This is a genomic window from Rhodanobacter spathiphylli B39 (assembly GCF_000264295.1).
Classification (GTDB): Bacteria; Pseudomonadota; Gammaproteobacteria; order Xanthomonadales; family Rhodanobacteraceae; genus Rhodanobacter; species Rhodanobacter spathiphylli.
The window spans coordinates 137,719-149,879 of record NZ_AJXT01000003.1 but is presented as its reverse complement, the minus strand read 5'-3'; the positions used below and the strand labels follow the sequence as shown (position 1 = coordinate 149,879).

Here is a 12,161-nt window from a genome sequence, read left to right as displayed (position 1 = left end):
GCAGACGAAAGCTTTTCGCTCTAATCGAACAATGAAAGGCAGAGCGGCGGGCAGTGCCCGCCCTACACGCTGCATCGCTTAATGCGAGAGGTCGATCGCGTAAATCGCCGTCCCATCCCCGTTGTCCTTCACCAATCGAATGTTCGTCAACCCGGCAGCCTTCGCCACACCGAGCTTGTTCTCCGCGCCGGTGAACACCACAGGCCCGCGCACTTTCAAAGGCGCGAAGTTCCATGAGGTGGGCTCGAGGTCGGCAACGCCGATCTGCTTCCTGTGCTCGATCCACTTCGCCAGGATCTCGCGGGTGCCGTCGGGTGCGGCAAGCACGATGTTGCTGCCGTCGAGGCCGGGGAAGTGGCCGCCGCCGCTGGCGCGGTAGTTGTTGGTGACGATGATGAACGGGTCGCTCGGCGCCACCGGCTTGCCCTGGTAGCTCAGCGTGGTGATGCGCTGGCCGACCGGTTTCGACACGTCGATGACGTAGTGGATGCCGCCCTGGATCTGGTCGAAGTTGTAACCGACGAAGCGACTGTTGATCAGCTGCTGCTCGCCTGCCTTGGCCGGGTCGATGCGGTTGAAGCGGCCGGCGGATTTTTCCAGCCAGGCCTTGAGGCCGGCGCCGTCGGTCTTCACCGCGGCCAGGGTGTTCGGATAGAAGTACAGGTCGGCGGCGCTGCGCAGGGTGAGCGGGCCGGCGGCGACGTCGGTGTAGTCGTCGGGGCCGCCGAAGCCGGTGCGGAAGGCGGCGGCGGCGGACAGCACCGGCACGTCGGCCAGCTCGGGGTGCGAGCGCGGAAGTTCAGTGCGCACGTAGTCGGCCTGGGCGGCGTTGACCGGCGCCAGTGCGCTCATGTTGCCCTCGTCGGCGAAGTAGCTGCTCATTTGCACGCTGCTGTTGCCGATCGGCGTGTTGACGTAGGTGATGGCTGCTTCATGGGCCTGTTGCACCAGCGGCGCGATGGCCGGATCGGCCGGCACGCACTCGACAGCTTGCGAGCCCGACTTGTTCGGGCTGCCTGACTTGCTGCAGACCGGGCGCACTTCGCTGTGGCTCTCGTCGCGGTCGACCACCCAGCGGCCACCCTGGCGATCCAGCACCAGCCGGATCACGCCGAGGTCCTTGCCGAAGAAGCCGCCCATCACCGCAGGAACGCCGCGGACCAGGCCGCGCTTCGCATCGACGTCCTTCATGCCGGCGTAGTGCGGGCCGGGGAATTCGGTGTGCGAGTGGCCGAGCAGCAGGGCGTCGATGCCGGGCACGCCGGCCAGGTACCAGCCCGCGTTTTCCATCTGCGGCGTGTACGGGGCGGTGTTGAGGCCGCCGTGCAGGATCGCCACGATCAGGTCGGGGTGCTGCGCCTTGAGCTCGGGCAGGTATTTCTGCGCCGCCTCGACGACGCCACTGACGGTGACCTTGCCGGCCAGGTTCTGCTTGTCCCAGTCCATGATCGGCGGCGGGGTGAAGCCGATGATGCCCACCTTCAGCGGCACCTCGATGCGGCTGCCGTCCGGGGTGTAGGCGCTGATGGTTTTCGTCACCACGGTCCACGGCTTGAAGATCGGCTTGCCGTCGCGCGCGCCGTAGACGTTGGCCAGCACCAGCGGGAAGTGCGGGCCGGCGCAGCGGTTGTCGTGGCCGCCGTCCACGTTCATCGGCGTGCCGGTGACCTGCGACAGGAAGCCGAGGCCGTAGTTGAACTCGTGGTTGCCGGCGGTGCCGCCGTCGTAGCCCATCGCGTCCATCGCCTGGTAGACGGCCAGTTCCTGCGCGCAGCCGACCGGCTTCACCAGCGCCTGGTAGTCGGCCAGCACGCTGCCCTGGATGGTGTCGCCGCTGTCGAACAGGAAGGTGTTGGGAAATTCGGCGCGGGCGCGGCGGATCAGCGTGGCGGTGCGCTCGTAGCCCAGCGATGGGTCCGGCTTCAGCTTGTAGTAGTCGTAGCTGAGCACGTTCGAATGGATGTCGGTGGTTTCCAGGATGGCCACGTTGGCGCGCGCGCCGTCGGCCAGCCGGTTGCCGTGCCACGGCAGGCCGGCGCAGCCGGCGAGCAGGGCGCCGGCGAGGGCGAGCAGGGGAGTGGTGGTGCGCAACAGGCGTGACGACATGGGGATTCCGGGGCGGGGAGCTTGGGTCAGGCCGCAGAAACTAGCAGATCGGCATGGCCGGATGCGTGCCGGGGCCGATGAATGGCTCCGTGCCGGCGCGAGTCCGCCGCCGCGCAGCACGGCGGCCAAGACCGTAAGATGACGGCTCGGTGACAAGGGCGTGAGTGGCAGGGTTTGCAGTCCGGACGATTTCCGCTGCCCACGCCCATAGCGTCCTACAGGGGGACTGACCAGGCATGCGTCGATTATTTTTGCGCCCATCGCGAGCCGGTGTGGTGGTGTTGTGCGCGCTGGCGTTTCTGGGCGGCTGCATCGCGCTGACGGCGTGGCAGGAACCGCTGCCGCTGCAGCGCGCCTTCATCATGGCGCTGATGCTGTGCAGTTGCGGCGTGCTGCTGCTGGCGTTCGGGCGTTTTGCCAGCGGACTGGTGGTGGGCGGCGGGCTGTTCCTGCTGCTGAAGTCGGTGGCAGTGCTGAAGCTGCGTTATCTCGATTCGCAGCTGATGCCGTCGGACTTCATCTACTACGTGCGCACCAGCCTGATCGACACCTTGCGCCACTACCCGCACCTGTACACCGTCGGCCTCGCGCTGTGCCTGCTGCTGCCGCCGCTGCTGTACCTGGTGTGGCGCTGGGACTGGCGCCTGCTGGCCGGCTTGCGAGCGTCGCGGGCGCTGCCGATCCGGCTGGGCGGGATCGCGGCCTGCGCGCTGGGTTTCTGGCTGTGCATGCTGCCGGCCGGGCCGTTCGCCCGGGCCCATGCGCGCAATGCGTGGCAGAAGATGTCCGACGACGCGCAGCTGACCAATTTCTTCGTGAACCTGCGCGATGCCGACGTGCAGTTGCCGCCGATGGCCAGCGACGAGGTGGCCGAGCGCGACTGGGGCGCCACCGCGTCGGGCGCACCGGCCAGCCGGCCGCCGCCGTATCCGGACATCGTGCAGGTGCTGGAGGAAAGCACCTTCGATCCGTCGAACTACACCGACTGCAACGTGCCGGCGTGCCGGGTGGCGATGTTCCGGCCCGATGCCCGCACGCGGGGGCACGGCGTGCTGCGCGTGCATACCTTCGGCGGCGGCACCTGGGTCAGCGAGTTCGCCGCGCTGACCGGCATGCCGCAGGACATCTTCGGCTCCGGCGGCATGTATGCGCCCTACGTGCTGGCCCCCAACGTGCACGATGCGCTGGCGCTGCAACTGCGCCGGCTGGGTTACCTCACCATCGGCGTGTATCCCACCGGCGCCAGCTTCATCAACGGCGACAACGCGTACCGCGCCTATGGTTTCGACCATCTGTACGGCGCCGACGAACTGGGCTTGGAGGAATGGGAGGAAAGCGACGCGCAGATGTTCGCCGCGGCCAAACGCTTGTACGACAAGCTCAGGAAGCCGGGGCAGCCGGTGTTCATCATGATCCTGACCTTGAACCAGCACGGCCCGCACGACCACCAGCCGATGAACAAGCTGCCGGCGCCCTACCGCAACCTGCTGCGCGGGCTTGCGCCGGGCATGGCGCTGAACTTCGACACCTACCTGTCGCGGCTGCACGATTCGGACGTGGCGATGCGCGGGCTCGAACGCGCCTTCCTCGACCGCCCGCAGCCGACCGTGCTGGTGCACTTCGGCGACCACCAGCCCTCGTTCAATGGCGGCATCCGCGACCTGCAGCGGAACACGCCGCCCGCGCTGGCGCCGTATCACGACTACCTGACCTACTACATGGTGAAGAGCAATTTCGCCGGCCCGCCGCTGCCGGCGTATCCGATGCTCGACATCGCCTTCCTGCCCGGCATGGTGCTGCAGGCGGCCGGCGTGCCCACCGATGCGTATTTCACCGCGTCGCGCGAATTGCGCACGCGCTGCAGCGGGCTGTACGACGACTGCGCGATTCCCGGGGTGCTGGCTTCGTACCACGCCTGGACGATCAACCGGCTGCATGTCTACCAGTGACACCCCGGGGCAGTTTGCGCCGCCCTCCCGTCGTGGCGCCGATCCACGCCGGCGCCATGTGACGCAGCGAGGCGGCGTCGCGGCGGAAAGCTGAATGGCAAGTGTCTTGCTTCGTTTCCGGCATGAAAGACCGTCTGCCACCATCCCCGAACCCCACGCCCGATGACCCGCCCGTCGACCCCACGCTGGAACAGCAGATGGCCGAGTGCGGGCTGTCCGGCGACGAGCGCCGTTTCCTGCGTCATCTGCATGTGGCGGAGAAACAATTGAATGAGGCCTTCAGCCAGGCGCGCCAGGGCGGCACGCTGGAGGCGCGGGTCAGCGAGGTCTATCGCGAGATGTACGGCAGCCCGCGCCGACGCGCGACCGCGCCGCGCTGAGCGAGGCCGACCCGGCGTTCAAGCCTGGCCGACAGGTGGCGGCATCCGGCTATGATCGACGGCAGTCGTCCACGGGGCCACGCATGTCCGTTCTTGCCTTCGATACCGCCGCGCCACGCTACCCGCGGGGACTGGCCGCGGCCATCCTGCTGGCGGCGTCTGCCGCCATCGCCGGCGCGCTGCTCGCGGCCAGCCATCCGTCGCCGGCATGGCAGTGGCTGCACTGGCTGGGCAAGCCGCTGGCCACCGTGCTGATCTTCGTGCTGGCCTGGCAGTCGCGGCCGGCCCAATCGCCGCGCTACCGGCGGCTGGTGCTTGCCGGCATCGCCTGCTCGCTGCTGGGCGACGTCCTGCTGATGCTGCCGGGCGACCTGTTCGTGCCGGGGCTGCTGGCCTTCCTGTGCGGCCATCTGTGTTTCATCGCCGCGTTCACCGGCGACTGCCGCTTCGCGGCGCGGCCGTGGCTGCTGCTGGCCACGCTGGGTTTCGGCGCGGTGAACATGGTCCTGTTGTGGGGCGCGATCGGGCCGGCGCTGCGCATTCCGGTGATCGTCTACGTGGTGGTGCTGGCCAGCATGGGCGGCCAGGCGCTGGTGCGCGCACGGGTGCTGGCCCAACGCGGCGACCCGCAGGCGCCGGCGGCACGTCTGGCGGCGCTCGGCGGCCTGACCTTCATGCTCAGCGATTGCCTGCTGGCGTGGAACCGCTTCGATGGTCCGCTGCCGTGGTCCAGCCTGTGGGTGCTGGCGGCGTACTATCTGGCGTTGTGGTGGATCGCGCGCTCGGTGCAGCGCGTCGAGCCTTCGATCGAGAAAGAGGCGGCGAAGTGAATACGCAGGAACTCATCATCACCTGGGCCACACCGGTCTTCTTCCTGCTGATCGGCATCGAATTGCTGGTGGCGAAACTGCGCGGACGGCAGGCATACGCGGCCAACGATGCGATCAACAGCATCGGGCTGGGCGTGATCTCGCAGCTGGTCGGCGTGTTCACCAAGCTGGTGACGATCGGCATCTATGCCTGGTGCGTCGAGCACCTGGCGCTGTTCGCGCTGCCGGAGAACAGCCTGTGGGTGTGGGCCGGCGCGCTGCTGTTCTACGACTTCTGCTACTACTGGCTGCACCGCATGGGCCACGAGGTGAACATCCTGTGGGCCGCCCACGTGGTGCATCACCAGAGCGAGCACTACAACCTGTCCACCGCGCTGCGCCAGACCGGCAGCGGCGCGCTGCTGGGCTGGTTGTTCTACCTGCCGATGGCGATCGTCGGCGTGCCGCTGAAGGTGTTCGTGGTGGTGGCGCTGATCGACCTGCTGTACCAGTTCTGGGTCCACACCGAACAGATCGGCCGGCTCGGCTGGTTCGACCGGGTGTTCTGTTCGCCGTCCAACCATCGCGCCCATCACGCGGTGAACGATCGCTACCTGGACCGCAACTACGGCGGCATCCTGATCGTGTGGGATCGCCTGTTCGGCACCTTTGTCGAGGAGGATGACAGCGACAAGCCGGTCTACGGCACGCGCTCGCCGCTGCGCAGCTGGAACCCGCTGTGGGCGAACGCCGAGGTGTACTGGAAGACCGCGCAGGACGCGTGGCATGCGAAGCGCTGGCGCGACAAGCTGCTGGTGTGGATCAAGCCGCCGGGCTGGCGTCCGGCCGACGTGGCGGCGCGCTTCCCGAAGCCCGACTTCACCATGCCCACCGAGCGCTTCGATCCGCCCCTGTCGCGGCCGCTGAAACTCTACGTGCTGGTGCAGTTCGCCCTGCTGCTGGGCATGGCCACGCAGTTCCTCGGCATGGCCGGCAGCGCCGGCTTTTCCGCCCTGCTGCTGTATGCGCTGTACCTGGTCGCCAGCCTGTGCGTGGTCGGTGCGTTGATGGAAGGCCGGCGCTGGGCGGTGTGGGCCGAAGGCGTCCGCGTGCTGGCCACCGCCGCCGTGCCGCTGCTCAGCGGGCGCTGGTTCGGGATTGGCCATCTGGACGGCCGTATCGCCCTGGCCATCGCGGTGGTGTTCGGGCTCAGCGCGCTGGCGCTGCCCTGGCTGGGCGGACCGCACCCGTCGTCTTCGCTGCGTCACGACGCTGCGACGGGGTGACGTCTCTCAAGAGCACCCCTCAGCCCTCCGGGCAGCTCCCCTGCGGGCAGGGGAGCGACGGCGGGTCGGTCAGAACTTCACGCGCGCTTCCACGCCCCACATCCGCGGGGGCGTGACGTAGGCGTACGGCGTGCCCAGCACCGACTGCGAGATCGTGCCCAGCCCGCTGACGTACTGCTTGTCGAACAGGTTCTGCACGTAGGCGCCGAGGCCCCAGCGGCCGTTCGCCGCGTTCCAGTCGAGGCGCAGGTCGGTGCGTTGCTGCGGCTCGCCCAAGTCGAAGTTGGTCGGCAAGGCGCACTTGCCCTGGTAGACCGAGGCATCGTTGCAGCGCATGCGCCCGCGATAGCCGTAGTTGGCGTGGAAGCTCAGGTCGCCCCGGGCCACGCCGTGCCAGGTGTAGTCGCCGCTGAAGCTGTAGGAGAACTTCGGCTCGTCCACCGGCTGGCCGGAGACATCCAGGTAGAGCGCGTCGCCGTTGGCGTCGACGCCGGCCGGCACGCGTGCGGTGGAGTATTTCGAGTCGATGTAGCTGCCGTTGAAGCCCAGCCGCAGATCGTCCAGCGGCACCCATTGCACCTGCAGGTCCACGCCGGTGGCGTCCTGGCTGGTGTTGCTGACCTGGTAGGTCGGCACGCCGAGGCCGTCGGTGGACGGCACCACCACCAGGGTCTGCTTGTCGGTGTAGCGGTAGTGGTAGATCGAGGCATTCAGCAGCAGGTGCTGGTCGGGGAAGGTGCTCTTGATGCCGAGCTCGGCGTTCCACACTTTCTCCGGCTGGAACTGCGAACCGGGCTCGGTGCCGTTGTAGCCGCCAGCCTTGTAGCCCCGGGCCAGCGACAGGTAAGCCATCGTGTCCGGGGTGAACTTGTAGTCGGCGACCAGGCGCGGGCTCAGGTCGTTCCAGCGGTTGTCCTTGCTGACCAGCTGGCCCACCGCGTTGGGGAAGATCTGGTTCTGGGTGAGGATGGCGCGCAGGGCGTCGGCACTCAGCGCGCCGCCGGTGAGCAGCGGCGCCAGCGCCAGGATGCCGGCCGCGTCGAGCTGGTCGACCGTCGCGTCGAGCTGGGGCGCGTAGCGCACCGGCGTGTACCAGTCGAAATACTTGCGGTCATGGGTGTAGCGCAGGCCGGTGGTGATGTTGAGCTTGTCGGTGACGTGCCAGATCGCGTCGCCGTACACCGCGTAGGAATTGAAGTGGCCGTTGTTGCTGATCGTCTCGGTCCACGGATCGCCGAGCAGGCGGTAGGGCAGGTTGAACGCCTGCAGCAGCGAGTCGAAGTAGTGGAACAGCGTGCCGTCCGGGGTGAAGTTGGCACCGAGGCCGCTGTTGATCGCCAGCGTGTCGTAGGTGTCGGTGTTTACCGTAGCCAGGCTGGTCTGTTTCGCGCGTTCCATGTAGTAGCTGGCGCCGGCGACCCAGTCGACCCGCTCGTTGCTGCCGTTGAGCTTGAACTCCTGGTACAGCGTGCGCCCCTCGCTGATCACGCCGGTGTCGAGGTGGGTGGTGACGTGGTTGGTGCCGTCGCCGTCCTCGACGTGCGAGATGTTGTAGGCCGCGTAGTTGGTGGTCGAACTGAAGCCGCCCCAGTCGAAGCCGTGGTCGAAGGCCAGGGTCCAGCCGTTGTACTGGCGGCGTTCGCGGCCGCCGTTGCTGTCGTTGAAGAACGGCGCGTGGCGCGGGTCGTACCAGGTCGACGGGTCGGCCGGGAACGGCGCGCGCTGGTACAGGTCGGTAGAGGACAGCGGGATCAGGCCCACGTCCATGCGTGAAGGCTGCTTCAGGCGGTCATGGTCCCACGACAGGTGCACTGTACTGTCGGGCGTGACTTGCCAGCGCGCCACCATGCGCGTGCCCCATTCGTCGTCCTTGCCGTAGTGCTGGCCGGTGACGGCATCCCTGAGGTAGCCGTTGCTCTGGTTGTCCAGGAAGCTCATGCGCACGGCCAGGTCCTGGTTCACCGGCACGTTGAGCAGGGCGTCGCCGTAGCGCCTGCCGTACTCGCCATAGCGGACGCGGGCCTTGCCCTCGAGCTTGTCGGTCGGCTCGTTGGTGACGATCGAGATCGCGCCAGCGGCGGTGTTGCGGCCGAACAGGGTGCCTTGCGGGCCTTTCAGCACCTCGACCCGGGCCACGTCGTTGAGCGCCATCAGCGCGCCGCCGGAGCGCGTCTGGTAGACGCCGTTGACGTAGACGCCGACGGCCGAGTCGGTGCCGATGCCGAAGTCGTTGGTCTCGATGCCGCGCATGCGGTAGGTCGGCTGGGTCGGGTCGCTGCCGTCGATCACCACGCCGGGCACGAACAGGTTGGTCTGGCTGAGATCGGTGGCGGCGATGATGTCGAGCTGCTTCGCGGTGACGATGTCCATCGCGATCGGCACGTCCTGCACTTCCTGCGTGCGGCTCTGCGCGGTCACCGTGATCTTGCCCAGCTCGGTGGCATTCGTGGTGGCCGCTGCCGGCGGCGGGCTGGTGTCCTGCGCCGAAGCGTTGGCCGACACGCCGAACGTGCCGGCAAGCAGGGCGCAGGCGATGCCGGCAGCCAGACGATGGGTGCGGATGAGCATGGATGTATTCCCCGGGTCGTGGTCGCCTCCATCACCGCCCGCCCGCGGGCCGGTCGTGGATGCGTGGACGCATGTTCGCCCGCGTCGCGCGCAGGTGTACAGGTGCAGCGCAGCATGCCGCGCACGGGCCAACACGATGGGCGGTATTCGCTATGATCGCCGCTGGTTTCCGGCGGTCATGCGATCAGGGGTGTGCAATGGGTTTCCTCGGCAAGCTGGTGCGGCACAAGACGATCGAACAGTTGCAGGCCGAAGCCGGCACCCGCAGCGACTTCCGCCGGGTGCTGGGCCTGTGGCAGCTCACCGCGATCGGCATCGGCGGCATCATCGGCGTGGGCATCTTCGTGCTGGCCGGCCAGCAGGCGGCGATGAACGCGGGCCCCGCGGTGGCCATCAGCTTCCTGATCGCCGGTTTCGGCAGCGCCTGCGCGGCGTTGTGCTACGCCGAGTTCGCCGGGCTGATCCCGGTCACCGGCAGCGCCTATACCTACGGCTACGCGGTGCTCGGCGAGTTCGCCGCGTGGATCATCGGCTGGGACCTGCTGCTGGAGTACGCGCTGGTGGTCGCGGTGGTGGCGATCGGCTGGTCCGGCTACGTGCAGGTGTTGCTGAACTCCGCCGGCGTGCACCTGCCGGAGTGGGCGCAGCAGAGCATGAGCGCGCAGACGATGCAGTATTACCTGCAGCAACTGTTCGGCCTGCACGGCTCCACCGCGATCACCGGGCCCAGCGACGGCCACCGCTTCAACGTGATCGCGGCGGCGGTGTCGATCGGCGTGGCGATCCTGCTGACCGTGCGCACCGAGTGGGGCGCGCGCTTCAACACCCTGGTGGTGGCGATCAAGGTGATCGGCGTGCTGCTGGTGGTGCTGGTCGGCGTGTTCTACATCGACCCGGCGAACTGGCATCCGTTCGTGCCCGCCCGCGTGGTCGACGCCGCCAGCGGAGTCGGCCACTTCGGCTGGTCGGGCGTGCTGACCGGCGCCAGCGTGGTGTTCTTCGCGGTGTTCGGCTACGACACGCTGACCACCGCGGCGGAGGAGTCCAAGCACCCGCAGCGCGACCTGCCGCGCGCGGTGCTGCTGTCGCTGGCGATCGCGATGGTGCTGTACATCGCGGTGTCGCTGGTGCTCACCGGCATCACCCACTACAGCAACCTCGGCGGCGAGGCGTCGGTGTCCGACGCGTTCGAACAGATCGGCCTGCACTGGCTCAGCGTGGCCATCGCCGCGGCGGCGGTGATCGGCGTCACCAGCGTGCTGTTCGCCTTCATGCTGGGTGCGGCGCGGATCTGGTTCGCGCTGGCCCGCGACGGCCTGTTGCCGGCCTGGTTCGCCAAGGTCAGCCCGCGCTTCGGCACGCCGGCGCGGCCGACCCTGATCCTCGGCGTGTTCACCGCGCTGGTCGCCGGACTGCTGCCGATCGGCGAGGTGGCCGAGCTGGTCAACATCGGCACGCTCAGCGCCTTCATCATCATCTGCGCCTCGATCATGCTGCTGCGCGTGCGCCGGCCGGACCTGCAGCGCAACTTCCGCACGCCGGCGGTGTGGTTCACCGCGCCGCTGGGCATCGCGTTTTCGGCGGCGCTGATCTACGGCCTGCCTTGGATCACCTACGAGCGCTTCATCATCTGGATGGCGCTGGGCTGCGTGATCTACTTCGCCTACGGCATCCGCCGCAGCAAGATGGCCGGCTGATCACCGCGGGCCGAGCGGTCGCCCGCCGCTTCGGCGCTCAGTCGACCGTGCTGGCCACGCGGTCGCGGCCGGCGCGCTTGGCCTGGCGCATCGCGCGGTCGGCGCGGATCAGCAGGGTCTCGATCGCCTCGTCGTCCGGCCGGCATTCGACCACGCCGATGCTGACGCTCATGCGGCCATCGGGGCGCTGGATGGCGTGGATCGCCAGCCGCAACTGCTCGGCCCGCTGGGTCGCCTGGGCCAGGTCGAGGCCGGGCATCAGCATCGCGAATTCCTCGCCGCCGATGCGCCCGATCAGGTCGTCCGGACGCATCTGCCGACGCATCGTGCCGGCCATCGCGATCAGCGCGGCGTCGCCGGCGGCGTGGCCGAAGTCGTCGTTGAGCGGCTTGAAGTGGTCGGCGTCGAGGTAGAGCACGCAGGCGGGCAGCCCGCGGTGCCGGATGTCGGCCAGCGCCAGTCGCGACAGCTGCAGGAAGCGGTTGCGCAGCAGCAGCCCGGTCAGCCCATCGGTATTGGCCTGCTCGCGCAGGCGGCGCTCCAGCCGGAACTGCTCGAACAGCGTGCGCGCCATGAACGCGCGCAGCACCGCGGCCAGCACGATCGCCACCGCCATGTAGATCAGGTACTGCACCACCTGCACGTCGTCGCTGTTGCCCAGCAGCAGCATCGGCAGCGGGCCCAGCGCGCAGACGATCATGCCGGCGACGAAATCCCAGCGGCCGAGCCAGATCACCGACGAGACCACGGGCAGCAGCAGGCCCGGCAACACCATCGTCTGCCGATGCGGGTTGCCGAACGTATTGAGGTTGATGCTCACCTCCAGCAGCACCACGAACAGCAGGGTCAGCGCGCTGAGCAGGTGTGGCCGGCGCGCCTGCCGGGTGGACAGCGTCACCAGCGCCAGCGGCAACAGCGGCAACGCGCGCAGCCAGCCGGACAGCATCGGCCTTTGCAGCACGCTGCTGGCCACCACGGCGACCAGGTAGACCAGGGTCGCCACCAGCATCAGGGCATGGATCATCGGCCCCATCCGCTGCGCGAGGTACCTGCGGTAGTCGCGCTGCTGCAGGCTGTCGTCGTGGCGCGGAAGGTGGTCGAGCAGGTCGTGCATGGGGTTCCTGGGCGGTGAAGCCGGAAGAGATCAGCGTGGATCGCAGCAAGATGGGTGCCAGATTTGGCACACGCGCAGGAACCTGGCATGGCCGGCCGTGCTGGTCGTGACCTTCGGCAGGGGTGAAGGCGGTCGCGGCCGGTCTAGCATCGGGGTCTGGACTCCTGCCATGACAACTTCCCGTTGCAGGGATTCCCGGGCCCCGTCTGGCCCGAGCCGTGTCATGTCGTGATTCTCGGCAGGTGCGGCAGC

At 68.2% G+C, this 12,161-nt stretch carries 8 protein-coding genes; 5 read left to right on the top strand and 3 right to left on the bottom strand.

Annotated elements, in window-relative coordinates; genetic code table 11:
- Window positions 1-78 precede the first annotated feature (78 nt).
- Window positions 79-2,106: a bifunctional 2',3'-cyclic-nucleotide 2'-phosphodiesterase/3'-nucleotidase gene (locus tag UU7_RS00700; RefSeq protein ID WP_007804394.1), complete on the bottom strand. Its 2,028-nt coding sequence runs from the start codon at window positions 2,104-2,106 to the stop codon at window positions 79-81.
- A gap of 236 nt (window positions 2,107-2,342) precedes the next feature.
- Between UU7_RS00700 and UU7_RS00695 the strand changes: the two genes are divergently transcribed.
- From UU7_RS00695 to UU7_RS00680, 4 genes are all read left to right on the top strand, one after another.
- Window positions 2,343-4,055 carry a sulfatase-like hydrolase/transferase gene (locus UU7_RS00695; RefSeq protein WP_050981393.1) on the top strand — a complete coding sequence of 571 codons (1,713 nt, stop codon included), beginning with the start codon at window positions 2,343-2,345 and terminating at the stop codon, window positions 4,053-4,055.
- A gap of 122 nt (window positions 4,056-4,177) precedes the next feature.
- Window positions 4,178-4,435, top strand: coding sequence for a hypothetical protein (locus tag UU7_RS00690; protein ID WP_238530868.1), 258 nt, complete (start codon window positions 4,178-4,180; stop codon window positions 4,433-4,435).
- A gap of 83 nt (window positions 4,436-4,518) precedes the next feature.
- Window positions 4,519-5,265 (top strand): lysoplasmalogenase, encoded by a 747-nt coding sequence (locus tag UU7_RS00685; protein ID WP_007804388.1) that lies wholly within the window; start codon window positions 4,519-4,521, stop codon window positions 5,263-5,265.
- Window positions 5,262-6,530, top strand: coding sequence for a sterol desaturase family protein (locus UU7_RS00680; protein ID WP_007804387.1), 1,269 nt, complete (start codon window positions 5,262-5,264; stop codon window positions 6,528-6,530). Before UU7_RS00685 ends, UU7_RS00680 begins: the two co-directional genes overlap by 4 nt.
- A gap of 69 nt (window positions 6,531-6,599) precedes the next feature.
- On the opposite strand, the gene UU7_RS00675 is transcribed toward UU7_RS00680, so the two are convergent.
- The gene (locus UU7_RS00675) at window positions 6,600-9,098 is read right to left on the bottom strand and encodes a TonB-dependent receptor (RefSeq protein WP_007804384.1); all 2,499 of its coding nucleotides are present in this window, start codon (window positions 9,096-9,098) and stop codon (window positions 6,600-6,602) included.
- Window positions 9,099-9,295: 197 nt separating this feature from the next.
- Between UU7_RS00675 and UU7_RS00670 the strand changes: the two genes are divergently transcribed.
- A complete protein-coding gene (locus UU7_RS00670) occupies window positions 9,296-10,795 on the top strand; it encodes an amino acid permease (protein WP_007804382.1) in 1,500 nt (499 codons plus the stop codon).
- A gap of 37 nt (window positions 10,796-10,832) precedes the next feature.
- Here UU7_RS00670 and UU7_RS00665 read toward each other — a convergent pair whose 3' ends face one another.
- A complete protein-coding gene (locus UU7_RS00665; RefSeq protein ID WP_007804380.1) occupies window positions 10,833-11,909 on the bottom strand; it encodes a GGDEF domain-containing protein in 1,077 nt (358 codons plus the stop codon).
- Window positions 11,910-12,161: the final 252 nt, after the last annotated feature.